The sequence below is a fragment of the Mucilaginibacter psychrotolerans genome, from assembly GCF_004519315.1.
Classification (GTDB): domain Bacteria; phylum Bacteroidota; class Bacteroidia; order Sphingobacteriales; family Sphingobacteriaceae; genus Mucilaginibacter; species Mucilaginibacter psychrotolerans.
The window spans coordinates 1-26,250 of sequence record NZ_SOZE01000045.1 but is presented as its reverse complement, the minus strand read 5'-3'; the positions used below and the strand labels follow the sequence as shown (position 1 = coordinate 26,250).

The window sequence follows — 26,250 nt, the reverse complement described above, 5'->3', positions numbered from 1 at the left end:
TCTGAACTGACTTTTATGGAATTAGAGAATATTCAGAATTGGCTTTGTGCCAGCGCAAGTGCTTCTGGCAATTCTTAAAATTCCTTTAAAATTCGAGTTCAGACATTAATTGCTACTGCCACTGCAAACTGCCCACTGCAAGCTGCCTACTCCCTCACCGCCGTCACCCTTGAACCATCTACGCCCAGGGTTTCGAAGATGATCTTCTTATCCGACAGCTCGTTAACCGCGAAGGGGAAATCGCGGGTTTTGCCATCGCCCAGATCTTCCCGGTATTTGATATCCATGCCCGCAGTAGTAAACTTGCCTTGCGAAAGCACCTTGCCTCCCCAGTATATCAGCAGGGTATTGTCTTTATTGAAAACAATGAACGGTTTTTCGTCTGCAATAACAAAGCGGGTTATGCTATCGCCGGGCGACGCGGGCTTTTCTACCCGGGTGTAATTCCATTTGCCGTACAGGCGTTCGGGACTTAGCCCGGGCTTACAGGCGGCAAAAAGCACGGAAATCAGGACTATAACGATGGGGTATATTTTCATGGCAGATGATGATTTTTCAAATTTATCTTAATCCGTTTGCATAAGCCAAAAAAATACCTACTTTTATAATTGTTAAAACAACACTTATTAATTATAACCTTTTATGAAGAAGTACCTATTCCTGCTACTCATGGCGGGGCAGTCGGTTGCATTTGCCCAAAGCAATGGCAGCATCACCATCACCAATGATTCTAAGGAAACCATCAGCAGGCACATTTACGGGCAATTTGCCGAGCATCTGGGCCGTGGCATTTACGATGGTTTTTGGGTAGACAAAAACCTGCCCGTGAAAAAGCAGGACAGGATACGGCTTGACTTGGTTGAAGCCCTCAAAAAGATAAAAATACCCAACCTGCGCTGGCCGGGCGGCTGCTTTGCCGATGAATACCACTGGCGCGATGGCATTGGCCCCACCGCAAAACGTCCCCGCATGGTAAACACCAACTGGGGCGGCGTTACCGAAGATAACAGCTTTGGCACGCACGAATTTTTAGAGCTTGCCAAACTGCTGGGTACCGAGCCATACATTGCCGGCAACCTGGGCAGCGGCACGGTAGATGAGATGAGCAAATGGATAGAATACCTTAACAGCAATAGCACCAGCACCGTGGTGAGCCAACGCAAGGCAAACGGCCACGCCGATCCTTACAAGGTATCGTTTTGGGGTGTAGGCAACGAAAACTGGGGCTGCGGCGGCAACATGACTGCCGAATACTACGCCAACGAGTTTAGGCGCTACGCGGCTTTTGCGAAGGATTACCCCGGTGCAAAACTGAAGAAAATTGCCAGCGGCGCTAATTCCGACGATTACCACTGGACCGAAACGCTCATGAAAAACATCCCTAACTGGATGATGTGGGGCGTATCGATGCATTATTACACCATACCAACAGGCCAATGGGGCAAAAAGGGTTCGGCAACCAGCTTTAGCGAGGCCGAGTACTTTAACACCATGGTAAACTGCATACGTATGGACGACCTGGTGAGCAAACACGCCGCCATAATGGACAAATACGATCCCGACAAGAAAGTAGCCCTGGTAGTGGATGAATGGGGTATTTGGACCGACCCTGAACCGGGCACCAACCCAGGCTTTTTGTACCAGCAAAACAGCCTGCGCGATGCACTGATAGCCGGCACCACTTTGAATATTTTCAACAACCATTGCGACAGGGTAAAAATGGCCGAACTGGCCCAAACCATCAACGTACTGCAGGCGCTTATCCTCACCAAAAAAGAGAAGATGATCCTTACCCCTACCTACCACATATTTGATATGTACCAGGTGCACCAGGATGCCAAATACCTCAACATCAAACTCAACTCTCCCGATTACGAGGTAGACGGCAAAAAAATAGCTGCGGTAAACGTTTCTGCTTCGCAGGATGCTAACGGTAAAATACACATCTCCTTGGTAAACCTGGATCTGCACAACAGCGTTACCATAAGCACCGCGCTTAAGGATATCGTTTGGAGCAAGGTGAAAGGCACCATCCTCACCTCGGCCAATATTACCGATGTAAACACGTTCGAGCAGCCTAACAAACTAACGCTGAAAGATTTTACCGGCGCTAAAAAAGACGGCGACAAGCTTACCGTTACCCTACCTTCTAAATCTATCGTAACGCTGGAGCTGAATTAATCCCCAGATTTGGCAAGAAAGCAATTAGTGATTAGAACCTTTTTGAAACGTCATCCTCGCGCAGGGTGGCGTTTTTTGTTTTTACCTAGTATCTACCTGGTAAAAACAGCAAAGCCGACTAAAGCTTTTGCGCTTCAACCGGCTTTTTTTTATATAAACGCTGTTGCGTTTGCTATTTCTTCAGTTGTTTAAGCTCGGTTTTGAGTTCCTGCACTTGTTGCTGCGCCTGGCGGTTCTCCAGGTAAAAATAAATGGCGCAACCGAGGAAAATCTTGCCTAAAATAAATACCGCAGCAAAAACCCATTTCCAGTTTTTATGGATCTTCATGTGGTTAGATTCCGCTTCCACCTCTATAAAATGCGGGCCGTTATCTGTTTGGTGATCTTTAAAGCCCTTATCTCCTGTGTTGGGTTGAAACTGCCCGGGGTTAAACTCGGGCCGCAGGATGAGTTCGTCTATGGTGTCCGATATCTTGTTCCAAGTACCAGCCGGCGGGGCAATGGCCATGTGTTGGGCAATATGTTCCATATCCAGTTCCAGTTGCTGGAGGGCGAAGTTCACCTCGGGGTATTGGGCTTTCATGTACATCAGCTCGCGCACCTCAGCATCGGTGGCAGTGCCTGTAACATAGGCTTCTAAAATGCCACTATCTATATACTGCTGCTGTATCATTGCGTTGGTTCCTGATAACGTTGAACGATTCTTTTAATATCCGCCTGATGGCCTCTTCTGTTTTGTTCAGCTCGGCTGCCAGGGTGCCGGTGCTTTTGCCATGATAATGAATACCACAAAATACCCGGCGCTGCTCGGGCTCCATCAAATCTGTAAACTTGTTGCTTTGCTCGGCCAGAGCTTTCGACTCTGCAGCCGGCCCGGCGCATTCATCAACAGCATCAGAAAGCGAGGCCAACTTTTTACGCGCAATTGCCTGCAATTGGCAAAAGGTATTTATGCCTGGCTTGGTCATAGCCTGTATATCGGTAAACTGCAACCCGTTGAAAATATCAACCAGGTATTGCTCGGCAATGGGCTTGCTTTTGGTAGCCTCAAAAAGGTATCCAAGCAGCATGCCTCCGTAGCTATTATACAAATCTTGCCGTGTTTGTACGCCACCTGGCAAAGCCGAGCCGTTGTTAATTAAGTTCTGTTCCAAAATGGGTTCGGGTATAAATGCGTATCAGCGTAACCAAAAATAAAAGGATGTTCCGTTTTTTTTGCCAATAAATATACTACTTAAATAGAATAGCCGGGTTAAAAAAATTTCTTTCTGTATTAAGTCAGGTTAAAATCATTAATTCTGAGCCTCTTTTAATTGTTAAATTTAGTTAAATCCTCTGCACAGGTCATCAGCATGCTACTTTTTTTATACTTTTAGGCTATGCCTAAATATCTGCTGATTTTCACACTCCTGTTATCCTGTTCGGTTGCGCTAGCCCAGGGAACATTCAAAGGTCGCGTGTTTGAGGATAAAACGCGTTTAGGCCTCAGCAATATCTGGATAGAGAACCTGAGCAATAAGCAGAACACCCAGTCGGACAAAGCTGGCAATTTCTCTATTCCCGCCAAACTTGGCGACCTGGTTTTGTTCAAAAGCTTTGGCTACTACAACGATACCGCGGTGGTTACCAGCCTTGGCAATACCGAAATATTTATGTTGCCTCAGAATATACAGCTTAAGCAGGTGGACATCACTAGTACTGATTTGGCGAAGAAATTCAAAAATTACGATAAGGAATACCATGGCCAAACGATGGTTTACCACCGCGACCGCATGGGCAACTTAGATGGTGGCGCAGTTTTTCGCATACATTACTGGAAAAAAGGCGAGCGGGACAAAGCCAAACTGGACAAAAAACTGCATGATTTTGATACGATGGACCGCATCCATGAGCTCTTTGTGCCCGAAACTATAGGTAAATACGTGCCACTTAAGGGCGAGGAACTGGATAACTTCATCAGCCTGTACACGCCAAGCGTGAAAGTTTTCGACCGCAAGGACTTCAACATGATAACCTACCTGAGCGATAGTTACAAGCAATACCAAGCCCTGCCGCCCGATAAGCGTACGCCAGCTACTTTAACTAATTGAATTATCCCGGCAGTATAGACAAGCCCGTGCCCAGGGCCACCACATCTTCTACCGCGCCAACAACGGGGTCTTTTACGTGCGGAATTTTATCGGCCAACTTACGCAGGTAAAAACTTGCGAAGGAAGCAGCCAATGCCGATGCCCCGCCTAACAATATACCTTCCATAACACTTTTGCGATTGGCCTTGAATATGGTTGCGCCAACAAAAGCGCCCGACACCACGCGCCCCAGTAGCTGCGGCATGCCTATCCTATCCGGCGCGGTGGGTAGTTTATCGCCCGCAATTTCGGCGACAGAAAGCAGCTTGGTAATTACAGCAGTAACCGGCATCTGTATAAACCGCAGCGCCGTGCCCGACAATGCCGGATTGGGGTGATTGCTCAAATAATGGCTGGCCAGCATGGGTGCCATAGTAGCCCGCATACCCGCAACAGCACCCAGCCCCACAGTTTGCCATATTACATTAGGTGTTTTCATGATGGTATAACAAGGGGGATGGCGGATAGTTTGAGTGGATGAGGCGGTATCATCAATACATTTTAGATTTGGCTTTGTGGTAAAATTGAACCACAAAGGCCGCAAAGATTGGCATGCCGTTTAGCACAAAGGGCACAAAGCCTATCTTGACCAAATTTATTTTTGTTGTTTAACACTGGATTTATTTTTGATACGGACTCCAGTTTTAGATGTATAGATGAGAGAATATGCACAGCTGAATTTATCTTCCTAATTGCTGCATAAACTTTTCACCAATCTGGTACGAAAATTTGTCGTAAGTAAACGTCAATGTATGGTCCTCTCCCGGCTTGCCTTTCTTCGCGCCCGAGGCTATTAGGTTAAATTCTTTTGCGGCCTCTATCAAGAGCGCGGGCTGGGCCATTGGGAGGTTATGGGCGGGTAATACCCATTTTGCTTTTGCGGCCAGGCGGGCCATTTTGTTGATGCTTTGCTGATAGGCTTTCAGGTCGGTACCGTCCGAAGAAAGTAAAATTGGCCCTTCGTAAAAGCTATCGCCGCACCATAAATAGCCCGCCCGGGCGTCGTAAAGGCATATCGCATCTGGTGTATGCCCGGGAGTGGCAATTACCTGTAGCTTCCTTTGTCCCAAATCAATCACCTCCTTGCTTTTAATAAAGCGCGACACCTTAAAAGGTTTGATAGCATAACGGGCGGTATCCTGTTTTGGTAAGCGGGCTAAACAAAATGAAGCCGGGGCAACCTCCCATTTTACGTCGTTGTGCGCGTAACCCTTAGCGGCATTGCTGCGGGTGTACCGGGTATCCATAGCCAGGACGTTGCTAAACTCGTGGTTACCGCCAATATGATCGGGATGCGTATGCGAATTGAGTACTATAACCGGCAGCTTAGTCAGTTCCTTCACCAATAATGAAATCGTATCCAGCCCCATGCCCGTGTCGAACAACAGTGCTTTATCCTTACCCAGTATCAGGTAACCTATCGTTTCCTCCCAATTATAAGGCTCATCTATGGCATAGGTATCATGCCCTATAGCATAAACCTTAAACCATGGCCTGGAGGTTTTGATTTCCTTAAACTTTTCCAGTCCCGGGCGGGGCGGCCTGTTGCACCAATCGTCGGCTTTAGTGGCCGTAGGGTTAGGCGTGTTAAAGCCGGATATGGGTAGCGTAACGAGCAAAAATATACCGGCGGTGAAAAAACTGAGGTGATTTTTGGGTTTCATAATGAAAGGGTTAGGCTAATATACGTAGCGGGGGTTGAATGTTTATTAAGATATTTCCCCCCCGCAGGGCCTCTTTGAAAAATGCGCCTCCGGCGAGTGATTTCGTTATTTAGAACTATTTACAGGCCGAAGCGAAGTGTGCTCTTTCGAGAGACGGTGCGGGGAGATAATCGGAGTGGTGTGAGGATAAAACCGACCACAGGCTAAAAAACATGATTGCCGAGTGTTTGCCTTGGTGGGTTTGGCACGAGAAGCCTTTACCCGCCCGCCCCGCACGTCATCTCACGCCAGAGTGGTACATTTACTCAAGGCTAAAGCCTGGCATTCGATGAATAATGATCACTCCGGGCAACAATGAGCTACCGCGTTTATTTGTTAAATTTTGTTTTTGATCCTGCATGCAAAGTTGGGTTAGGTATTCATTTGATATGTGTTAATTTAAGTAAATAGCCTCCTCAGGCAAGCTATGTCGCTATTTTATATTAAATCAAAAGCTCTCGCAAATTGGCACAACTCGTAATAATCACTTGTTTTTAATTTGCGTCTGATGTTTTTGCGGTGCGTCTCCACTGTACCAATGGCAATAAAGAGCTCATTAGCCGTTTCAGTCGAGCTTTTTCCTAATGCCAATAATTTTAAAACAGTACATTCGCGTTTACTTAAGCTCGAGAATAACTGGAAATTTCGCCGCAAAAAATTATTTTCTTCAAGCAGCCTCGATGCTTTAGTTGTCATGTGGTGCATAGCATCAATGGGCAATGCCAACGTAATTGTTAATAGCGGTTTTCCCTCGTTATCATTGGCAAGTATTTTACAACCATTCATATACCAATTATAATCATCAGGGATACTAAAGCGAACTTGTTGAAAATACGTACAAAAGTCGCCGTCATTATTTTTTTGAAGCAGCCCCAATATTTTAGGTACAGATTCATTTGTGTCTTCGCTGTTAAAATAACGTGCGAAATATTCTGCTGATGTTATAGTAGTAACCTCAGACAGCGTTATACCGAGCAGATCCAACCCCCGTTTCGACATCCAGGCGACAGACCAGTCGCGTAGGTCATGGATGATAACAACGCCGGGTAATTTATCAGCTATTAAAACAATTTCGCCAATACTTTGGGATATGATGCTAGTGTAGTCGTTTTTAATCATGATAAGAGCGGTTGTTACTAAAATAACAATATTATTTGATGTTCATTCAAAATTTACGCTAAAAAATACCCGTAAACGGGTATTTTTTTTGCTCGGTTTTTTGTATTATTTAGTGAGGTAAACAATATTCATAGTTATATCATGAAAAAACTTTTACTTTCTATTGTTCTTATTGTAACCGCGTTGTTCACGAGCCAGGCACAAACTGCCAAACCTACGCGCGCTGAAACCATAAATTACATCAATCAAATATTAGAAGAAGCTTGCGGGTTAGAGCTGAAATTTACAGATGGCCGGTATAATAATTTTACAGATATGGAAAAGATTGTCTATTACAAGCCTATGTATGGCGCGGCTTTAAGCTATGACTATGCAACTAAAAAATACTCAGTTACCCTGGGAGATGTAGTTTACGATTCTAATGGTAAATAATTGGCAAACAACGTGCTGTCATATAGCAATATCAGCTTTAAGAAGGTTGTTGAAATTAAAAAGAGCGTTTGGTTTCATTCCTCGTCACCTGTAATAAACTTAGTAGTAGAACTTCCTGGTACATCTGTCGCATTAACTCAAGATTGGAGAGTGTATTACACTGATGGGCTTGGTGAAAGAAAGTCAATAAGCAAATCAACCACTGAACCAGATTCCGGATTTATTTTCAGATAAGCGACCGATAATATTAACAATTTTACAAGATTAAAAAAATGCCATCCTACGATTAAAAGAACTTGACAACGAGGAAAAAGATCCGTTTTTGGATAAATAACGGCAACTGATCAAATTTAGCCACATTAAAAAATATATTACTATTGGTAGCGATAATAATAAAGCAAGAGCACAAAACTCTTTTAGTAACTAAATATTAAAATTACATCACCATGAAATTTAAACACTTGTTAACCTGCTTGGCATTGGCAGCAATATTGCCAATTTTAAGCTTTAAAAATAAAATAGAAAAAGCGGGCGATAAGGGGACTTACGGCTTTGTGTATGTGAGCGGTGTCTACCCGGAATCTCACACGGCATTGATTAGTCAGATCATTTATCAGCCGCCTTATCCTGAATGTAAAGAAGAAAGCCGCTTTTGGGGGAATGCCGAGGCTGGATTTGCCAAATATCTTGCGGCTTACAACAATGAAGAAAAATTTGGCGGCCGTAACAATGTAGCATCAACGAAGGGGCTTTATAGCAAAAGCTTTTTGACCCACCAGGAAGCGCAGGACGCCATGGACGAGAAGATCGCAAACGAAAAGCAGCAAGGTCATCACGTAAAAATGATTCCTTATAGCTATATCTGTCAATAAAGTTCAATTCTTAACCTTATCATTCAATCAGATGAAAAAAATAATTTTAGCTGTATCTGTACTCGGGCTGATTCTTACAGCATATGCCTTTACCCAACGCAACGAAAGCCCGGCAAGCGGCCTTGGCGATGTTAAATATTCTATTTTACCTCCCGATCAGTTTCAAAAATTAAATGGCGATGGCTGGATACTGGCCGATGGCCGCGCCATTAAAGGCAGCAAACTGCACCTCTTTGCCGGTATTATTAACGCGCCCGATGCAAGGGGCATGTTTTTACGCGGGCTTAACTATGGCCGGAATGATGATAAGATTAAACCTGATGGCAGGCAGGCGGGCCAATATCAGCCTGATACAGTAGGGCCGCATAGCCACGGCTGGACAGGCGAGGCGGGTTACCTTGGTGGTTATGGCTACCCAGACAATGCGGAGAGGCGTTGGACAGCCGATGGTTTAAAAGCGCACCCGAAGGAACATAATGAAAAAAACAGGTATGTTGCGGCAGCACAAAAAGACTATGCTGTTTTTGGCGTAGGTACTGAAACCCGCCCAAAAAACATCGCCATGTATATTTATATTAAAATAAATTAAATTAACCTGATCATCACAATATGAAAAAACTACTTACCCTGATAGGTTTGCTGCTGCTAACTGCCAGCCTGAAGCCGCAAACCAAGGAATAAACCATTGCGTGGCTGAAAGAGAAACTGGAGAAATGTTTAACAGGTTTCGCCAAATGAATTTTATTTTACCTGCGCAAAATAATAATATATCATCAATTTATTATTTATTAAAAGCCCGAAAAATTTTAAACCCGCTCATTCATGAAAAAAACTTTATTCATTCTATTACTATCCATAACAACTTTTACCGTAAAAGCCCAAAACATGAGTTTTGATGAAACGGTAAAATATATTAATGATAAAATGGCTACGGCTGCTCAATTTGCAAAATCGGGCATAACAGCGACAAAAGACGGAACTGTTGTGTCATCAAAAAAAACTTATAACCTGTTTGATCTATCCCAAACAATATGTAACGATCCTTACGTGGTTAAGCAGGATAAAGGTATAATGCTTGTGAATAAGCCGGGTTATATCCGCGTAACTTTATCTACGGATGGCAGTACCCTTTCTGGTATGGTTATTTATATGGAAACAGAAAAAGATGCAGAGCGGCTATATAATGCTTTAGTTTACCTGCGCAGCTTGTGTGCTAAAAAGAAAGACCCTTTTGATTAGTTTTAGCACTGTGAAGGGGCGCATTAGGTATGAAAGATGAACTTGAATTGATGCCCTCCGCTTCGGCAAGTGTCCACACTTGACGTCTCCGCAGGGTCTCTTTGAAAAAAAGACCCTGCGGCGGGTAGTTTCGTTTTTCGGCTTTTCGTATATTCAAATTCATCACGGCGCTGAAACCGCAGAGTCCTCTATCGAGAGACCGTGCCGGAACGGGAGGTATCATTATACATAGGCCAATAAAAAAAAAGGATAATGTGGTCAAAAATAGTTGGTGAAACCTCTGTAACTGTATTGATTATCAATTAAATGTATCAAGCCAATTGAAAGCGATTTCAATTGGCTTTTTTTAAGATAAGTTTTCTTAGCCATTGAAAGGAATAGCCACAAACAATATGACCGATATCTCTCAGTAAGCGTGTTTTTTTTGCTTATTAAAGAATCTATAGGAATTTATGTGAAAGCAGCGCCAACTATTTTTGACCACATTACCAAAAAAAGCGGCCTGAAACCTCAGGCCGCGCAGAATTAACTTGATAGATAATATCAATCGATTCCATGTTTTAGCCGGAAGTCTGGGTCGGTCATATGCCCGTAATAAAAAGTGGGCCTGGCTTCGAGCTTAGAATAACCAATACCACCAGCAATTCGCGGAAGCATAATATCTACCTTTGAATACCTTAGCGCATTTGTTGTATTTGCAGGATAATCGAAGATAACCGTCATTAGGGCATGGGATTCCGTCGTTTTTATGTTAACATTGGATATCCAGTTCATTTCTCCAATGTTTTTTCCAAACATCTTGAATTCCTTTGCACGTTCCTCTACCAGCGCCATCGCCGCCTCATGAAGGCCTGGCCATATTTTCCCAGAAAACTGTTCATCGGCGACAATAGGCGCGTAAACGCCTTCAGCAAGCACATCGCTGGGCGGGAGTTCTACCGACAGATTCCCTAGGGATTTAAGGCGTTGGTTAACCAAAGGTGGTGAAGGATTCAGAATGATGATTTCCGCATCCATCAGCTTATCAATCGGACATTGTCTGTCAGCAATCAGCGAGGCGCGCGAAGCATAGCCAAAATAAGCCGCCACGAGTTCATGGGCATGGGACGATTTTAATGGAATGCAGTAATTGTTTTGGGTGAAGGCGCGTAAGGAGTCCGCGCAAGCTTTTGTGATTTCAAGTTTCATAGCAACTATTGTTAATTGCTGGACTTTGTGGTTATCGAGAGTGTTTAAAGACAACCATGCCAGCGGTTTAACAAAATTTGCTGTTATGACTTGTCAATTTTTGATATAACCTCGCGTTTCAGTCACTCACAACTGGGGCGCTCGATTCCCTTTTCGAAAGTAGAAATAATAATTGAAAAAAGAAATATGATTATTAAAAGTGTGGATACTTACCGCCGTTATTGCGCCAAGTGTAGACACCTGGCACGGCAAAAAGAGATTTAGCATGGGCTCCATGTCGACCGCTTCCGACCACCCATTGTACCAAAAACGAACAGCCAGGGCTATCCGCAAAATGCATAAAATGCTGTAATTAAGCATTATATAAAATAGGAACAGCTATTGAGGAGTTAGCGTGAACACCTACAAGAACCATTCAACGCAAAATACAAACCATATGAAAAAGCACATTTTCGTCCTTTTAACCTTCGCATTCGCGTGCTTGATGTTTACCAATGCCAAAGCGCAAACAACCACACGATCCGTATCCGATTATACCGGTATCGAATGCAACGGGCCATTTAACGTCACCATCAAAATCGATGGCACCGAAAGCCTAACCCTCGACATTGATGCCGCTGTAGAAAAAGAAGTGATAACCAAAGTAGAAAACGGCATATTGAAAATAGAATTTAAAAACTGGTGGAAAAACCACCGCGATATAAAACGCGCCAATGTTTACGTTTCGGCAAAAAGCCTCAGCTACCTGGGCAGCAGCGGTTCGGGCAACGCGGTACTTGCTGCCGGCAGCATCACCGGGCAGCGCGCCAAAATTGCCGTAAGCGGTTCTGGTAATTTGAAGGCGGCTGTAAATGCCGAAACGCTGCAGATAAGCGTAAGCGGTTCGGGCAATGCCGTTTTAGCCGGTAGCGCCACCGCGGCCGAAATTCGCGTTTCTGGCTCGGGCGAAGTTAATGGCAAGCAACTGCGCGTTCAAAGGGTAGAAGCCAGCATTTCCGGCTCCGGCAACGTGGACATCATAGCCGATGAAGCCGTGTCTGCCCGTATATCCGGTTCGGGTGGTTTAAGCTATTCGGGGAATGCACAAATCGTTAACGACAAGCATTCGGGATCGGGCAGGATTAGTAAGCATGATTAATGAGGTACTAACGGCGTTGTCAAACCTCCGCCTCCTCAGGGACTTTTCGCAAAAGAACCCTGCGGAGGGTGATTTGGTTTTGCGGATTTTCGTATATGCAAATACATCACGGTGCTGAAACCGCAGGGTCCTCTATCGAAAGACCATGCTGGGACGGAAATTCGGCGGACCGAAACAATTTCCTGTTTGCACACAATTTGACTGATGACCTCTCCTTTGCCGGCGGCCAGTTTTTTACGCCATTGTTGTAATTGTTCAGGCGTTTGCTTCAGCCAGTCCGTTACTTCGCCAACAACCTTCAAAGGGTATTGGGTCCGGTAAGAACGCATGGGATTGCCCGGAAACTTTTTGTTGGTTACATTGGGGTCGTCCTCAAAGTCGCCCGTGGGCTCAACGATATAAACGCGCTCCCCACCGTTGCCCCTAGCCAGGGCAGCGGCGAGACCCGCGCCGTAAACCAGTGCCGTAAAGTATATGTGGTTCATCACGAGATCGGGCTGATAGTTGGACATACGGCCGGCAGTCAGCAAATCACCTGCCCGAAGGTCTGCTCTCGTGCCATGGTAAAAAGGCCCCTGGTCTGCAGGTCGGCTGGCGGGCAGTAAAGCCAGCTCATGGTAAATTCTGGCGTTCTCCACGTTGTTCAGTTCTTCGTAACACTTAGCAATATAAAAGTGCAGCGGAGCATATGCGCCTTTAACAGCGTCGTTATTCACCTCCAGGGCTAATTGCAACGCCGTATGGTACCACTTTAACCTGTCAGAAACATCAAGCTGAAGCCGGGCAACATACCAGGCGGCCATAAACTTTTCAAAGTCATTTGTAGCTTCCTCCCACGCCTGAAAAAAGTGGCGGAGCGCCCCCTCAGGCTGACCTTTATCCTCCAGGTTCATCCCCTGCAGGCAAAGTTGGATAACGGTATTGTTTTGGTTAAATTCCATACTATTTTCCAAAAAAAAGTGATTTTCTTTCAAAAATAACCGGCGGAACCGTTAAAAAACCAGCTTTAAAAGTATATTTTTTCAAACGTACAACCAGGCTGATTTGTACGTTATTTCTACAACTGCCCCCTTAAGCAGCGCACCCGGCATTCAGCGAAAAACCATTTTAGCACCTTAGTTGATTTAGGTGTCGGCAGGGTCCCCGCCCCGGCAAGTGTCCACACTTGCCGAAAGTAAATGGGAAGCGTCCACGCTTCCGGGCCTGGCAATTGAAGTAAAGTAAGTGTGGACACTTACCAAAGTTGTTGCGCCAAGTGTGGACACTTGGCACGGCAGAGGAGCGGAGTTGTAAACCGAAACAGTACCCCCAAATTCTCGACACCATTCAATAAATTATTTTCAAAGGGCTTTCAGGATTGGCGCTGCTGTACCAAAACTCGTGCGCCGAGCCTACAAAACCTGCCCTAACGGGATTATCGTGTATATAATCTATCTTTTGTTGGATCACTTCGGGCGAATAAAGTAATACCGGATGATTCCCGTTTTGCCAAAATTGATTATTGGTGTTAAGCGGATTGTATCTGCCCGCAAGTTCAAAGCGTTTTAACATCCATTCGCGCCTGCTTTCCTGCGGGTTATTGGCAATCATCTCCACCAACCTTTTTGAGGTGAAGGTTTTAAAATGACCAAGCACATCGCCAAGCGACCCTTCAGAAACATTTGCTACCAAATGGATATGGTTCGTCATAATCACGTAGGCATAGATGTTCAGTTTTTTATGTTGCTGACAAAAGGCAAGGTTTTCTATCAGGTAATCGTTGTATTGCCGCCTGGTGAAAACATCTATCTAGTCGATTACAGTAAGGGTAACAAAATAAAGTTCGTCGGTTGAGGCATTGCGTGACATGGATTAAAATTGCAAAATATTTAGCGCTTAAACAAGTGTAAGTGTGGACACTTACACTTGTTTAAGCGCCAAGTGTGGACACTTGGCACGGCAGAGAAATTTGATTTCCCCGCCTCGGCAAGTGTCCACACTTGCCGAGGCAGGTAGGAAGCGTCCACGCTTCCGGCCTGGGCATTTGGATTGACGTAAGTGTGGACACTTACCGACGTTATTGCGCCAAGTGTGGACACTTGGCGCGGCGGAGTAGTAAGGTAAGTTCAAAAAAATAGCGATGAGCTTTCGACCCATCGCTATTTTTCAAAAGGATAACCTCCCTTTATATCTTCCCCTTCAAACTATCCTGTTTGGCTTTTTCGCGTTTTTTGAAGAAACCGCGGAGCAGGAAGTTGCTTTGTACGGCTTCCAGGTCGTCGTTTAGCTTTACCGAACTTTGTTGCAGCTTATCAATTGTGGCTTGTACCTTTTTGGCGCCGGCAGGGTCGTTCAGCAACACACCCAGGATGTTATCGGTGCTGTTAAGCTTGTTGCTGGCAGTGTTGAGGTTGTTGGTTAGTATTGTGGCGTTGTTAGCTGCTTCTTTCAGCTTATCCATTGACTGCAGCAGGCGGGCGTAAGCCACGGTATCGGTCAGCATTTTATCGGCCAGGCCGCCTTTGGTGTTCATTTTATTGCTGAAGGCGTTGAGCGCAACAGCCATTTGCGAAGCGGTTGCCGTAGTGGTTTGCAGGTTGCGCATAGCGGCGCGCAGCTGCATGGCCATGGTGCTGTCGGCAAGCAATGCGCCAACGGTGCCTTTGCCGGCCAGTATCTGGTGACCAAGCGTTTTAAAATCGGTGGTGATGGCCAGCAGGTTCTCGTTGTTCTTTTGCAGGGTAGCCATAATGTCGTCAGTCGATAATAGCTTGGCTGCCTGCAGCACGTCGCCATTCTGCACTATTGGTGCTTGCGGACTGCCACCATCTATCACAATGATCTTGTTGCCTATTAAACCATCGCTGCTGATGTGTGCCAGCGCGTTGCGGTGTATGTATTGCTGGGTAGCGGCTTCAATGCTCATATCCACATCCACCTGCGAGGTGCCGGTAAAACGAACGTTTTTGATGGTGCCTATCTTTACGCCCGAGAACCATACGTTGTTGCCTTTTTTCAAGCCAGCAACATCGGTAAATACCGCACTGATATTGATGCTTTTTACAAAGCTTTTATTCTGGCCGCCCAGTGTGAGTATGCCTATTACAAATACTGCCACACCGAGCAGTACAAATACGCCTACTGTTATTGATTTCCTTTTTTCTGCTGCATCCATAGGTATATGGTGATAATGTTATTCTGTAAAATTGTAATCGTAAAAAGGTTTCACCCTTGGGTCTTCGGTATTAAATACCTCCTCAAAGGTACCCACCCGCTGAAACTTCCCGTCTAACAACATCGCTACCCGGTCGCCGGTTTGCTTGGCGCAGGTTAAATCGTGCGTAATGATGATAGATGAGGTGTTGTAATTTTGCTGCACCTCGTTGATGAGGTCGTTTATTTCGATGCAGGTGATGGGGTCCAAACCGGCGGTTGGCTCATCGTACATCATAATTTCGGGGTTGAGGATAAGCGTACGGGCAATGCCAATACGTTTGCGCTGCCCGCCCGAAAGCTCGGAAGGCATTTGGTTGATGGTTTGCGATAGGCCAACGGCATCTAAAACACTTTCCACGTTCTTATTTACCTCGGCCTTGGTAATGCCCTTACGGTTGCGCACCAGCGGGAACTCCAGGTTTTTGCGCACCGTCATACTATCGTACAAGGCACTGTTCTGAAACGAGAAGCCGATGCGGATGCGCAGGGCCTCCAGTTCGCGCTGGCTGATGTGGGGCACATCGTTACCCAAAACTTCAATGGTGCCTTTATCCGGCATCAACAGGCCGGATATGAGTTTGATCAATACCGATTTGCCCGTACCTGAGCGGCCCAGCACCACCAGGTTCTCTCCCTGAAAAAGGTCCAGGTCGATACCGCGCAGTACATCGTAATCGCCGAAGGATTTCTCCAGTCCGCGTATCTTAACCACCTCGTTGGTCATGTCGATATTTACCTTTTGCTTCTGCATATGGTTGTTAACGGAACCAGCCCGCTATCTGTACAATTAAAACTTCCTCAATAAAAACCAAAAACATGGCGGTAACTACCGCGCCATTGGCGGCCTTGCCTACGCCCTCGGTGCCTTTGGCAGCGTTATAGCCCTGGTAGCAGCCTACGATGCCGATAGTGAAACCGAACACGATTGCTTTGCTGAGCGATGCCCAAAAATCTACGAAGGTAAGCGGCTCGAAGGCCTGCTCCATAAACGTAATGTAAGTGGTACCCTCGTTGGCGCTTACGTTAAGGTAACCGCCTAGCAGCGCAATAAAGGCCACATAGGTGGCCAGCAAAGGTATGGTGATGGTGGTTGCGATAACCCGCGTACACACCAAAAATTTAAAAGGTTTGGTACCCGATACCTCCATGGCATCAATCTGCTCGGTAACCCGCATCGAGCCCAGTTCGGCACCGATGCTGCTACCCACCTTACCCGCAGCAATCAACGCGGTAACGAGCGGTGCAAGCGCCTTCATGATGGCAATAGACACCAGCGATGGCAGCCACGATGTAGCCCCGAAACCGGTAAGTGATGGCCGGCTTTGCTTGGTGAAGATGACCCCTACGATAAATCCGGTTAAAGTGATGAGGGTAAACGAGCGCACGCCGGTTTCGTAGCACTGGCGAACGATTTCCTTAAAATCGTATGGGGGGAGCAAAAACTCTTTGAAAAAGCGGATGACAAAGCTGTAGATGTTGTACAGCATCAGGAAGAAATCGCTGACAGCGCCCTTCGCTTTTGATAAGCGGGACGGCACTGGCTTTGTTGTACTTTTTATAGTATCCATTTAAGCGGGCAAAGGTATAACTAATACGAAGATATAGAATGCGTAAAGCGGCAAAATGTTTTACCAGGAGATTGATTATTACAAATTACAGACCGATAGCGCTTTGGCGTTGGGAGCGATGCCTTAAACAGGTATAAAAATGTAACACAAGTTTAACATGTGCAAGGGCGAATTTAAGACCAGGCCGGAGAGGAAAGGGAGAGAAAAAAGAAAGGCGGGAATATGGTGGATTTCCATCCAAAATGGCAACAAAAAGCCCTGAAAAACACCGAAAAAGTCGCCGAAAACCAAAGAAAAACACCGATTTTTCTCCGATTTACTCCGGTTTTTGGGGGTAAAATGGGCATTTTCAGGCTGTTTTTGGGTGGTTTTTGACCCAAAAACGACTGAAAAAGGGGCTAAAATACACCACTTTTTGTCTATTTTGGTAACAATATGATATTATTGTGTTAAATTCGTATCAGTATCGATGCAGATAAAAACCAATTAGATTTTGAGATGCCTAACAATGTAATGCGTGAGATTACCCCCCTCACCCCAAGCGATTGTTTTACGATTTTCAGCAGGGTAAAAACCAGGTTTGATTTCCCCTTGCATTACCATGAGGAGTATGAACTGAACCTCATCATCAATGCAAAAGGCGCAAAGCGCGTGGTAGGCGGCAGCATAGAGGTGATAGACGATCTGGAGCTAGTACTCATCGGCCCCAACCTGTACCACGCCTGGTTTACCCACCAGGCCAAAAGCGAAGCCATTACCGAGGTTACCATACAGTTCCATAAGGATTTGTTTGACGATAAGTTCCTGAGGCGCAACCAGATGAGCTTCGTAAAGAACATGCTGGATAAATCGCAGCGCGGCATCACCTTTCCGCCCGAAACCATTGCCGCCATACGGGGCAGGCTGCAGTCGCTGGATAAGAAAAACGGCTTCGACTCGGTACTGGAGCTGATGAGCATCCTGCACGATCTCTCCATCAGTCGCAATATGAAGACTTTATCCGATGCCAGCTTCACCAATGAGCAATTCAACTATAACAGCCGCCGCATAGAGAAGGTATTCGATTTCATGAACGCCAACTACCACACCCAGGTAACCCTCGCCGAAGTAGCCAAAATAGCCAACATGCCCGATGCTTCCTTCAGCCGTTTCATCAAAAAGCGCACGGGTAAGACGTTTATAGACAGCCTGAACGAGATCCGCCTGGGCCATGCCTCGCGCATGCTCATCGAAAGCACCACCACCATTGCCGAAATAGCCTATAAATGCGGGTTCAACAATATCTCCAACTTCAACCGCATCTTTAAACGCAAGAAATTCTGCATCCCCAAAGAGTTCCGTGAAACGTACACAGGGAACAGGGTATTTATTTAGATGTGCAGATTTCAGATGTGCAGATATGCAGATTGATGCTACTGTATTGCGTGGATTTTGTCGTGATAAACTAATACTTGGTTAAAATAGTATTAGGGTTGGGTGGGCTAAGTGCCTATTTTTGGTACCAGCCAGTTACCCATACCGGAAATAGTCCAAAAACACCCCCGAAAACCTTAAAAAACCGGAGTAAAATCGGTGTTTTTCTTTGATTTTCTGTGGTATTCCTGGCTTTCCCGTGAAATAAATTTTGATAAATGAGATTGTCCCTGATTGATATTTCCATCATTGTCCTGTACCTGCTCAGCACCATTTTCATCGGGTTGTGGTACCGCAAAAAAGCACGCGAAAATAAGGACAGCTACATGCTGGGTGGAAAATCGCTGCCCTGGTATAAGCTTGGTTTGAGCGACGCTTCTGATATGTTCGATATCAGCGGCACCATGTGGATGGTGAGCCTCTGCTTCGTGTACGGCATGAAGAGTATCTGGATCCCCTGGCTGTGGCCGGTATTCAACCAGGTGTTTTTGATGATGTACCTCTCCCGCTGGCTGCGCCGCTCCAATGCCACCACCGGTGCCGAATGGCTGGCAACGCGCTTCGGTAAAACAGGCGCGGGCGTAACCAGTTCCCATTTGGTGGTGATAGCCTTCGCATTGCTCAGCTGCCTGGGCTTTATGGCTTATGGCTTCATCGGGCTGGGTAAATTCATCCAAATATTCATCCCCTGGGATCTGATTAAAGGCTACATCCCTTTTGAGGTTGCGCCGCAATACGTGCCCCATGTTTACGGCATCATCTTTACGCTGTTTGCCATGTTTTACTCTATCATCGGCGGTATGCACAGCATCGTAACCGGCGATATGGTAAAATACGGCATCATGACGGTGGCCTGTATCTGGATAGGCGTTATCGCTACAGAACAAATAGCTAACCATAAACTCAATGTGCCCAACGGCTGGTACACACCGTTTTTCGGCAAACACCTGGGGCTGGATTGGTCTACCATTATCAAAGAAGTCAACGTGAAAATCAAGAGCGACGGCTACTCCCTGTTTGCGTATTTCTTTATGATGATGACCTTCAAGGGCTTCTTCGCAGCATTGGCCGGCCCAGCGCCAAACTACGATATGCAGAAGATACTGAGCACCCGCTCGCCAGAGGAAGCCAGCAAAATGAACGGTTTCGTTAGCGTTATCTTGCTACCTATCCGCTATACGCTCATTATCAGTCTGACTGCCCTGGGCCTTATCTACTATCACCAGATGAACCTGGCCGATGGTGCAGGTGGCATCGATTTCGAGCGCATACTGCCTGCGGTGATCAATAATTTTTTGCCGGTTGGACTGGTGGGCCTGTTGCTTGCCGGTTTGCTGGGCGCCTTCATGAGCACCTTCAGCGGCACCATGAATGCCGCACAGGCTTACATCGTTAACGATATTTACATCAAATATGTAAACCCCGCAGCATCCACCAAAAAAATCATCGGCATGAACTACCTGGTGGGCGTGGTTGTGGTGGCTTTGGGCGTTTTCCTTGGCTTTTTCGTAAAGGATATTAACAGCGTGCTGCAATGGATCGTATCCGCCCTGTATGGCGGCTACATAGCAGCAAACGTACTTAAATGGCATTGGTGGCGGTTTAATGCCAGCGGTTTTTTCTGGGGAATGCTATCCGGCATTCTGGCAGCTATGGCTTTTTCTTTGCTGGTGAAGTTTGGTTTTATCTCCGAAGGAGACCTGCTTTACTGGTTCCCGGTGTTGTTTGGAATTTCGCTGGCGGGATCCATCGGTGGTTCCTACGCCGCGCCTCCTACCGATGCTGCCGTTTTGCAGTCCTTCTACACCAACGTACGCCCATGGGGTTTTTGGGACCCGGTGAAAAAGATAGCCATGGCCAACGACCCGTCCTTTCAACCTAATAAAAACTTCAAGCTCAATATGTTCAATGTGGTCATCGGTACTATTGCCCAATGCTGCCTCACGATTTTGCCCATGTACCTGGTGCTGGGTCAACACTCGCCACTGCTGATTACCATAGCCATTTTGGCGGTGATGATGCTGATACTGAAACGCACCTGGTGGAACAAACTAAAAGAATATTAATACACACAAATATTTATGACCCCTGCCTTTAAGAACAAGCTGGAGCAGCTGAATGCTGCCTACCGGCAATTGATAGATACGCCTAACGAGATAGACGGCTTGGGCAACGGCGTTTTCGACCGGTATAAAAACCCGGTGCTCACCGCTGCGCATGCCCCCGTAGCCTGGAAATATGACTTGAACCCCGAAACCAACCCCTACCTGATGGAACGCTTCGGCATCAACGCGGCGTTCAATGCCGGGGCCATTAAATTCAATGGAAAATACCTGATGGTGGTGCGCGTAGAAGGGGCCGACCGCAAATCCTTCTTTGCGGTGGCCGAAAGCCCTAACGGGATAAGCCATTTTACCTTTTGGGAAAACCCCGTCACCATGCCCGAAACCGACGAACCCGATACCAACCTGTACGATATGCGCCTCACAGCGCACGAGGATGGCTGGATATACGGCCTCTTCTGCACCGAAAGGCGCGACCCGGCAGCGCCCGCGCACGACCAAAGCATGGCCATTGCGGCCTGCGGCATTGCCCGCACCAAAGATTTACTTATCTGGGAACGCCTGGCCGATTTAAAAACCAACTCGCCGCAACAACGCAACGTGGTATTGCACCCCGAGTTTGTAGATGGCGAATACGCCCTGTACACCCGTCCGCAGGATGGCTTCATCAGCGCGGGCAAAGGCGGTGGAATAGGTTTCGGGCTTTGCGATAGCATGGAGAACGCCGTGGTAGACGAGGAAACCATCATCGATAACAAACAATACCACACCGTTTACGAAGCCAAAAACGGCCAGGGCCCCACCCCTATCAAAACGGATAAAGGCTGGTTGCACCTGGCACATGGCGTGCGCAATACCGCCGCCGGCCTGCGCTATACGCTATATATGTTCATGACCGATCTAACGGACCTGACCAAAGTAACCCACAAACCCGCAGGGTACTTTTTAGCCCCCGAAGGCGCAGAACGCATTGGCGACGTAAGCAACGTGGCTTTCTGCAATGGCTGGATAAAGGATGAGGATGGCAGCGTGTTTATTTACTACGCATCATCAGACACACGCATGCACGTGGCCACTACCACGGTAGATAAACTTATCGATTACGTAACCAATACGCCTGCCGATGGTCTGCGTTCGGCAGCATCTGTAGATACGCTGAATACCATCATCAACAACAATAAAAAGCTGAAGGAACTGGTTTAATTGAATAAGAGTAAACTCCCTCCCAGCGGAAGCCCCACCTAAATCCTCCCCGGTAGGGAGGACTTAAAAGAAAAACGGGCGCAAAGCTAAAGTCTCCCCAACCGGGGGAGATTTAGAGGGGGCTCCTTCGCCCGGTCAAGCGTCCATACTTGACTGAAACACATTTGGAGCGTCCACGCTTCCGTGACGATTCAAAAATATTAAGCGTGGACGCTTGAACAAGCAGTAGCTGAATTGACAAGAGAAGTTTAATAAGGATGAATAAAGTACTTGCCGATTATAAAAAAGAACTGGAACAGGAACTGGAAAATATCCTCACCTATTGGGTAGATAACACAATGGATGAGGAGTACGGCGGTTTTATTGGGCGGATAGATAACGACAATAAGGTTATCCCCGGTTCGCCCAAAGGTTCGGTATTGAATGCCCGCATCCTGTGGAGTTTTTCGGCAGCTTATAATAAAACAAAAAATGCCCTCTATTTGGAAATGGCTGCAATTGCCTATCGGTACGTCAGCACGTATTTTATTGATGAGGAATACGGCGGCGTTTACTGGACGGTGGACCATGAGGGCAAGCCTTTAGATACCAAAAAGCAGGTGTATGCATCTGCGTTTACCATTTATGCATTCAGCGAGTTTTATAAAGCAACCAAGGACGAAGAAGTACTGGCAGAGGCCAGGAAACTGTACCACCTTTTAGTAGAAAAGAGTTACGATACCCGGCATACCGGCTACCTGGAGGCCTTTACCCGCGACTGGCAGCCTATTGCCGATTTGCGCCTGAGCGCCAAGGATGCCAACGAGAAAAAGAGCATGAACACCCACCTCCACGTACTGGAGGCCTATACCACGCTTTATACCGTTTGGCCCGATGAAGGCTTGCGCATACAGATAGAAGTGCTGTTGCGCAACTTCATCGATTACATTATTGAAGCGGAAACCAAACACCTCATCCTGTTTTTTGATGAGGAATGGAACGCCAAATCTGATACCGTATCCTACGGGCACGATATTGAAGCCACATGGCTTTTGCTGGAAGCTGCCGAGGCAATACATCATGCTGAGCTCATCGAACAAATAAAATTCCTCTGCGTGCAAATAGCCGAAGCCGCCCTGGAAGGATTGGACAAAGATGGCGGCCTTTGGTACGAATACGAGCCAGCGCAAAGCCACCTGGTGAAAGAAAAACACTGGTGGCCGCAGGCCGAAGCCATGGTAGGCTTCTACAATACCTATCAAATCACCGGCGACGAAAAGTGGTTGCAGCTATCCACCCGCAGCTGGGATTTCGTAAAGCAACACATCCTCGATACCAAAAACGGCGAATGGTTTTGGGGCATCTACGCCGATGGCCGCGTTATGGCTACCGAAGACAAAGCCGGCCTCTGGAAATGCCCCTATCACAATAGCAGGGCTTGTTTGGAGGTGATGAGGCGTCTGAACCGGGATTAAGCGGATTTTTGCGATTAAGGGAGTGTCTTCTTTACCCACCCTGTCATTCGAGCGAGCCGGAAAGGGCCATGCGCGCAAGGGGCGACGAGGAATCTCATAAGCAATGCTATAAGCGCTTTGCATAAAAAAAATGCAAATTTTTTTTATGCAAAGCGCAAGTGTGAAGCGTAGGGCGCCTGTGAGGCTCACTCGTGCCTAACCAGTTGCAAAGTAGCGGTGATTTATCAAAATTAACCATATCTTATTAGATAATATTTTATGCACTTACACAAAAAGTTGTCTAACTTAAACGCCTTATTTAATTTAACTAAACCTGAATGACAATAGATATCGCAGAATTAAAGGCATCCTTAAACAAGGCATACCGCTTAATAAGCCCGCGACGCGTTGACCTGGACCTTTTCAAAAAGAACCTGCAATTAATGCTGGGGCTTATTAATGAAAAGGAGTCGGAAGAAAACGTTAAAATCCATTTGATGGATTTTATGAAGAATACTTTCTATAATCCAGATTATCTTATTGCTACCAAAGGCAAAACAGATTTCGTTATTCATTTAGGCAAAGAAGCTGCCACCCCATCCGGCGTATTATTCGAAGTTAAACGCCCCACCAACAAAGCAGATATGGTTACCCAAACCAATCTGAACACAAAGGCAATGCATGAGCTTATCTTGTATTATTTACGCGAACGCTCCAAGGATAAAAACAACTCCCTTACACACCTGGTTATCACCAATATATATGAGTGGTTTATTTTTGACGCGGCTGTTTTCGAACGCATTTTTAATGAAAATAAGCAGTTGCTTAAAGCATATAAAGAGTGGGATAATAAACAAAAGGTAAGCGCATCAACCGACCATTTTTATAAAGAAATCGCTAAGCCGTTTTTAGATTTATTTGATAAAGAAATAAGCTTTACTTATTTTAACCTAAAGAAATACCTGCCCCTACTTGATGCAAATAATACCAAAGACAATGATTTAATACCGCTGTACAAGTTTTTTACACCTGTACATCTATTAAAGCTCCCATTTTTAAATGATAGTAATTCATTAAACAAGGGCTTTTTTTCGGAACTGCTTCACATTATAGGATTGGAAGAGGTTAAAGATGGCAGCCGTAAAATTATACGCCGACTGCCCGAAGGAAAACGGCAGCCCGCATCTTTAATAGAAAATACTATTGAAATCCTAAATCTCGAGAACGCCATTCGTAAAGTGCCCTCCATACATTTGCAAGGCGATACCGCCGAAGATGAGTTATTCAACGCTGCTTTAGAATTATGCATTACCTGGGTGAACCGGATATTATTTTTAAAACTACTTGAAGCCCAATTAATTAAATATCATAAAGGCGACCGCAAGTACCGTTTTCTTAACCAGCAAGTGGTAAACGACTACGATGAACTTTACAAATTATTCTTCCAGGTATTGGCCAAACAGCCCGTACAACGCAATGCCAATATACAAAGCAAGTACAAGCATATCCCATATCTTAACAGCTCGTTATTTGAATTTTCGGACTTGGAAGAATTTACCATAAAGGTTAATAGCCTGGATGATAATTTAGATATTGAGCTTTACGCAAATACAGTACTTAATAAGGGCACCAACATTAAGAATACCGGGAAAAAAAACACCCTACACTACCTGTTCGACTTTTTGGACGCGTACAATTTTGCGTCGATAGGTAAAGAAGAGGTACAGGAGGAAAACAAAACAATCATAAACGCGGCTGTGCTGGGCCTTGTGTTCGAAAAAATTAACGGTTACAAGGATGGTTCTATTTATACTCCCGGAGCGATTACTACCTTCCTTTGCAAAGAGACAATAAGGAGAGCTGTTGTTAAAAAATTTAACGACGAATACAATTGGGAATGTGAAAGTACTGAGGATTTGAAAAACTATTTGCGCGACAAACGGAACACAAAGGATATTCTCAATTTTAACGCCCTTGTTAACAGTATAAAAATTGCCGACCCTGCCGTAGGTTCGGGCCACTTCCTGGTTTCCGCACTGAATGAATTGATCATCATCAAATCGGAATTGGGCATTTTGGCGGATGTTGCTGGCAGCCGCCTTTCCGAAGTGGAAGTAAGCATCGCAAATGACGAATTGGTGGTAACATATCCCGATACCTTGAAGTTTTTCGATTATACTATCATTGCCTCTTCTGATATCGGCAATGTTGTTTCTCCGGCGGAGCAGCGCATCCAAAGCACGTTATTTGAGGAGAAACGCCATATTATTGAGCATTGTCTTTTTGGCGTGGATATAAATCCCAATTCGGTAAAAATTTGCCGCCTACGTTTATGGATAGAACTGTTAAAACATACCTACTACAAACCGGACAATTATTTGGAGTTAGAGACGCTACCCAATATCGATATTAACATCAAACAAGGCAACTCATTATTGAGCAAGTATTCCCTGACCGAAGATTTATCTGAAGTTTTCCGGAAACAGAAATTCAGCGTTTGGGATTACCAAACAGCTGTGCAATCATATAAAGAAGAGCCGAATAAAAAGGCTAAAGAGGAGCTTAAAGATTTTATCAAAAAAATAAAAGATCAATTCCACGAAACTGTAGGTCGGCGCGACCCTCGCCGCAAACGTCTATCAGAGTTACGCGGTAACTTGGCACTGACACAAACCAATTTCGATTTATTTGGCCAGAAACGCAGCCAAAAGGATATGGACCTGGAGGTGCGGCGATTAAATATAAGTATTGATAAAATTGAAGTTGAAATAAAAGAAATAGAGGATAATACGGTTTACAAAAGCGCATTTGAATGGCGGTTTGAATTTCCGGAAGTGCTCAATGAACAAGGTGATTTTGAAGGATTCGAGGTTATTATAGGCAACCCGCCTTATATACAGCTGCAGAAAATGGGTGCTGATGCGGATGTATTGCAGAAATGTGGTTACAAAACGTTCGTCCGTACGGGTGATATATATTGTTTGTTTTATGAACAAGCCCAACGCTTGCTAAAGCCAGGTTACTTTTTTGGATATATCACTTCCAATAAATGGATGCGTGCTAATTATGGCGAAGCCACACGTAAATTTTTCTTAGAGCATACTAATCCGTTATTATTAGTAGATTTTGGGGGCTATCAGGTATTTGATTCAGCAACGGTTGATGCCAATATACTGGTAGCGCAAAACGAGAAGTATGCTGGTTCTACTGATACTTGCTTGCTCGATAAAAGCCTAAGTAGCCTAGAAAAAATGAGCGATTTTATTAGACAGTCAGTTACTACGCAAAGGGGCTTTAAACCAGATAGCGGATGGGTAATACTTTCACCATTAGAAGCCACCATAAAAAACAAGATTGAAGCGGTAGGCACTCCA

24 protein-coding genes are annotated in these 26,250 nt (G+C 45.6%); 12 read left to right on the top strand and 12 right to left on the bottom strand.

Annotation, left to right across the window (positions count from 1 at the left end; translation table 11 throughout):
* Positions 1-146: 146 nt before the first annotated feature.
* Entirely contained in the window at positions 147-539 is a 393-nt protein-coding gene (locus E2R66_RS25885; protein ID WP_133228942.1) for a hypothetical protein, read from the bottom strand.
* 103 nt (positions 540-642) lie between these two features.
* On the opposite strand from E2R66_RS25885, the gene E2R66_RS25880 reads away from it, so the two are divergent.
* Complete coding sequence (locus E2R66_RS25880) at positions 643-2,181, top strand: alpha-N-arabinofuranosidase (RefSeq protein WP_133228944.1); 1,539 nt, start codon at positions 643-645, stop codon at positions 2,179-2,181.
* Between the two features lie 172 nt (positions 2,182-2,353).
* Here the strand turns inward: E2R66_RS25880 and E2R66_RS25875 are convergent, their stop codons facing one another.
* Both E2R66_RS25875 and E2R66_RS25870 read right to left on the bottom strand, forming a co-directional pair.
* A complete protein-coding gene (locus E2R66_RS25875) occupies positions 2,354-2,854 on the bottom strand; it encodes a hypothetical protein (protein ID WP_133228946.1) in 501 nt (166 codons plus the stop codon).
* Entirely contained in the window at positions 2,829-3,335 is a 507-nt protein-coding gene (locus tag E2R66_RS25870; protein WP_133228948.1) for a sigma factor-like helix-turn-helix DNA-binding protein, read from the bottom strand. The genes E2R66_RS25875 and E2R66_RS25870 overlap by 26 nt, the downstream gene beginning before the upstream one ends.
* A gap of 225 nt (positions 3,336-3,560) precedes the next feature.
* Here E2R66_RS25870 and E2R66_RS25865 point away from each other — a divergent pair, with 225 nt between their 5' ends.
* Complete coding sequence (locus E2R66_RS25865) at positions 3,561-4,271, top strand: peptidase associated/transthyretin-like domain-containing protein (RefSeq protein ID WP_133228950.1); 711 nt, start codon at positions 3,561-3,563, stop codon at positions 4,269-4,271.
* 1 nt (position 4,272) lies between these two features.
* Here the strand turns inward: E2R66_RS25865 and E2R66_RS25860 are convergent, their stop codons facing one another.
* The 3 genes from E2R66_RS25860 to E2R66_RS25850 form a co-directional block, all read right to left on the bottom strand.
* Complete coding sequence (locus tag E2R66_RS25860) at positions 4,273-4,749, bottom strand: DUF4126 family protein (RefSeq protein WP_133228952.1); 477 nt, start codon at positions 4,747-4,749, stop codon at positions 4,273-4,275.
* A 241-nt stretch (positions 4,750-4,990) separates the two neighbouring features.
* Positions 4,991-5,974, bottom strand: coding sequence for an MBL fold metallo-hydrolase (locus tag E2R66_RS25855; protein ID WP_133228954.1), 984 nt, complete (start codon positions 5,972-5,974; stop codon positions 4,991-4,993).
* 477 nt (positions 5,975-6,451) lie between these two features.
* Positions 6,452-7,132, bottom strand: coding sequence for a helix-turn-helix transcriptional regulator (locus E2R66_RS25850; RefSeq protein WP_133228956.1), 681 nt, complete (start codon positions 7,130-7,132; stop codon positions 6,452-6,454).
* A 141-nt stretch (positions 7,133-7,273) separates the two neighbouring features.
* Between E2R66_RS25850 and E2R66_RS25845 the strand changes: the two genes are divergently transcribed.
* From E2R66_RS25845 to E2R66_RS25830, 4 genes are all read left to right on the top strand, one after another.
* Positions 7,274-7,564 carry a hypothetical protein gene (locus E2R66_RS25845; RefSeq protein ID WP_133228958.1) on the top strand — a complete coding sequence of 97 codons (291 nt, stop codon included), beginning with the start codon at positions 7,274-7,276 and terminating at the stop codon, positions 7,562-7,564.
* A 446-nt stretch (positions 7,565-8,010) separates the two neighbouring features.
* On the top strand, positions 8,011-8,436 hold the full coding sequence (locus E2R66_RS25840; protein ID WP_133228960.1) for a hypothetical protein: 426 nt from the start codon (positions 8,011-8,013) through the stop codon (positions 8,434-8,436).
* 31 nt (positions 8,437-8,467) lie between these two features.
* Positions 8,468-9,025, top strand: coding sequence for a hypothetical protein (locus E2R66_RS25835; protein WP_133228962.1), 558 nt, complete (start codon positions 8,468-8,470; stop codon positions 9,023-9,025).
* A 233-nt stretch (positions 9,026-9,258) separates the two neighbouring features.
* A complete protein-coding gene (locus E2R66_RS25830) occupies positions 9,259-9,675 on the top strand; it encodes a hypothetical protein (protein WP_133228964.1) in 417 nt (138 codons plus the stop codon).
* A 543-nt stretch (positions 9,676-10,218) separates the two neighbouring features.
* Here the strand turns inward: E2R66_RS25830 and E2R66_RS25825 are convergent.
* Positions 10,219-10,863 carry a hypothetical protein gene (locus tag E2R66_RS25825; RefSeq protein ID WP_133228966.1) on the bottom strand — a complete coding sequence of 215 codons (645 nt, stop codon included), beginning with the start codon at positions 10,861-10,863 and terminating at the stop codon, positions 10,219-10,221.
* A 436-nt stretch (positions 10,864-11,299) separates the two neighbouring features.
* Here E2R66_RS25825 and E2R66_RS25820 point away from each other — a divergent pair, with 436 nt between their 5' ends.
* Positions 11,300-12,001: a head GIN domain-containing protein gene (locus tag E2R66_RS25820; RefSeq protein ID WP_133228967.1), complete on the top strand. Its 702-nt coding sequence runs from the start codon at positions 11,300-11,302 to the stop codon at positions 11,999-12,001.
* A 35-nt stretch (positions 12,002-12,036) separates the two neighbouring features.
* Here E2R66_RS25820 and arr read toward each other — a convergent pair whose 3' ends face one another.
* The 5 genes from arr to E2R66_RS25795 form a co-directional block, all read right to left on the bottom strand.
* Entirely contained in the window at positions 12,037-12,624 is a 588-nt protein-coding gene (arr, locus tag E2R66_RS29340; RefSeq protein ID WP_394347209.1) for an NAD(+)--rifampin ADP-ribosyltransferase, read from the bottom strand.
* A gap of 703 nt (positions 12,625-13,327) precedes the next feature.
* Positions 13,328-13,789 carry an REP-associated tyrosine transposase gene (locus tag E2R66_RS25810; protein ID WP_204985993.1) on the bottom strand — a complete coding sequence of 154 codons (462 nt, stop codon included), beginning with the start codon at positions 13,787-13,789 and terminating at the stop codon, positions 13,328-13,330.
* A 376-nt stretch (positions 13,790-14,165) separates the two neighbouring features.
* Positions 14,166-15,155 (bottom strand): MlaD family protein, encoded by a 990-nt coding sequence (locus E2R66_RS25805; protein ID WP_133228971.1) that lies wholly within the window; start codon positions 15,153-15,155, stop codon positions 14,166-14,168.
* Positions 15,156-15,173: 18 nt separating this feature from the next.
* Positions 15,174-15,947, bottom strand: a complete 774-nt coding sequence (locus E2R66_RS25800; protein ID WP_133228973.1) for an ABC transporter ATP-binding protein — start codon at positions 15,945-15,947, stop codon at positions 15,174-15,176.
* Positions 15,948-15,954: 7 nt separating this feature from the next.
* Positions 15,955-16,683: an MlaE family ABC transporter permease gene (locus E2R66_RS25795; protein WP_240049535.1), complete on the bottom strand. Its 729-nt coding sequence runs from the start codon at positions 16,681-16,683 to the stop codon at positions 15,955-15,957.
* A gap of 594 nt (positions 16,684-17,277) precedes the next feature.
* Between E2R66_RS25795 and E2R66_RS25790 the strand changes: the two genes are divergently transcribed.
* The 5 genes from E2R66_RS25790 to E2R66_RS25770 form a co-directional block, all read left to right on the top strand.
* Positions 17,278-18,138, top strand: a complete 861-nt coding sequence (locus E2R66_RS25790) for an AraC family transcriptional regulator (RefSeq protein ID WP_240049534.1) — start codon at positions 17,278-17,280, stop codon at positions 18,136-18,138.
* 257 nt (positions 18,139-18,395) lie between these two features.
* Positions 18,396-20,243, top strand: a complete 1,848-nt coding sequence (locus E2R66_RS25785; RefSeq protein ID WP_133228979.1) for a sodium:solute symporter family protein — start codon at positions 18,396-18,398, stop codon at positions 20,241-20,243.
* Positions 20,244-20,258: 15 nt separating this feature from the next.
* Positions 20,259-21,443 (top strand): glycoside hydrolase family 130 protein, encoded by a 1,185-nt coding sequence (locus tag E2R66_RS25780; RefSeq protein ID WP_133228981.1) that lies wholly within the window; start codon positions 20,259-20,261, stop codon positions 21,441-21,443.
* 257 nt (positions 21,444-21,700) lie between these two features.
* The gene (locus tag E2R66_RS25775) at positions 21,701-22,897 is read left to right on the top strand and encodes an AGE family epimerase/isomerase (protein WP_133228983.1); all 1,197 of its coding nucleotides are present in this window, start codon (positions 21,701-21,703) and stop codon (positions 22,895-22,897) included.
* 317 nt (positions 22,898-23,214) lie between these two features.
* Positions 23,215-26,250 (top strand): DUF7149 domain-containing protein (locus E2R66_RS25770; protein ID WP_134737965.1); only part of this gene is annotated, 3,036 nt, incomplete at its 3' end.

What these genes read in the sequence shown, in the direction of transcription:
- E2R66_RS25780 (WP_133228981.1), top strand. Translation starts at nt 20,259, where the DNA reads ATGACCCCTGCCTTTAAGAACAAGCTGGAGCAGCTGAATGCTGCCTAC.
- E2R66_RS25795 (WP_240049535.1), bottom strand. Translation starts at nt 16,683, where the DNA reads ATGCTGTACAACATCTACAGCTTTGTCATCCGCTTTTTCAAAGAGTTT.
- E2R66_RS25785 (WP_133228979.1), top strand. Translation starts at nt 18,396, where the DNA reads ATGAGATTGTCCCTGATTGATATTTCCATCATTGTCCTGTACCTGCTC.
- E2R66_RS25865 (WP_133228950.1), top strand. Translation starts at nt 3,561, where the DNA reads ATGCCTAAATATCTGCTGATTTTCACACTCCTGTTATCCTGTTCGGTT.
- E2R66_RS25820 (WP_133228967.1), top strand. Translation starts at nt 11,300, where the DNA reads ATGAAAAAGCACATTTTCGTCCTTTTAACCTTCGCATTCGCGTGCTTG.
- E2R66_RS25825 (WP_133228966.1), bottom strand. Translation starts at nt 10,863, where the DNA reads ATGAAACTTGAAATCACAAAAGCTTGCGCGGACTCCTTACGCGCCTTC.
- E2R66_RS25855 (WP_133228954.1), bottom strand. Translation starts at nt 5,974, where the DNA reads ATGAAACCCAAAAATCACCTCAGTTTTTTCACCGCCGGTATATTTTTG.
- E2R66_RS25790 (WP_240049534.1), top strand. Translation starts at nt 17,278, where the DNA reads ATGCGTGAGATTACCCCCCTCACCCCAAGCGATTGTTTTACGATTTTC.
- E2R66_RS25800 (WP_133228973.1), bottom strand. Translation starts at nt 15,947, where the DNA reads ATGCAGAAGCAAAAGGTAAATATCGACATGACCAACGAGGTGGTTAAG.
- E2R66_RS25840 (WP_133228960.1), top strand. Translation starts at nt 8,011, where the DNA reads ATGAAATTTAAACACTTGTTAACCTGCTTGGCATTGGCAGCAATATTG.
- E2R66_RS25835 (WP_133228962.1), top strand. Translation starts at nt 8,468, where the DNA reads ATGAAAAAAATAATTTTAGCTGTATCTGTACTCGGGCTGATTCTTACA.
- E2R66_RS25860 (WP_133228952.1), bottom strand. Translation starts at nt 4,749, where the DNA reads ATGAAAACACCTAATGTAATATGGCAAACTGTGGGGCTGGGTGCTGTT.
- E2R66_RS25885 (WP_133228942.1), bottom strand. Translation starts at nt 539, where the DNA reads ATGAAAATATACCCCATCGTTATAGTCCTGATTTCCGTGCTTTTTGCC.
- E2R66_RS25850 (WP_133228956.1), bottom strand. Translation starts at nt 7,132, where the DNA reads ATGATTAAAAACGACTACACTAGCATCATATCCCAAAGTATTGGCGAA.
- E2R66_RS25775 (WP_133228983.1), top strand. Translation starts at nt 21,701, where the DNA reads ATGAATAAAGTACTTGCCGATTATAAAAAAGAACTGGAACAGGAACTG.
- E2R66_RS25830 (WP_133228964.1), top strand. Translation starts at nt 9,259, where the DNA reads ATGAAAAAAACTTTATTCATTCTATTACTATCCATAACAACTTTTACC.
- E2R66_RS25875 (WP_133228946.1), bottom strand. Translation starts at nt 2,854, where the DNA reads ATGATACAGCAGCAGTATATAGATAGTGGCATTTTAGAAGCCTATGTT.
- E2R66_RS25880 (WP_133228944.1), top strand. Translation starts at nt 643, where the DNA reads ATGAAGAAGTACCTATTCCTGCTACTCATGGCGGGGCAGTCGGTTGCA.
- E2R66_RS25845 (WP_133228958.1), top strand. Translation starts at nt 7,274, where the DNA reads ATGAAAAAACTTTTACTTTCTATTGTTCTTATTGTAACCGCGTTGTTC.
- E2R66_RS25805 (WP_133228971.1), bottom strand. Translation starts at nt 15,155, where the DNA reads ATGGATGCAGCAGAAAAAAGGAAATCAATAACAGTAGGCGTATTTGTA.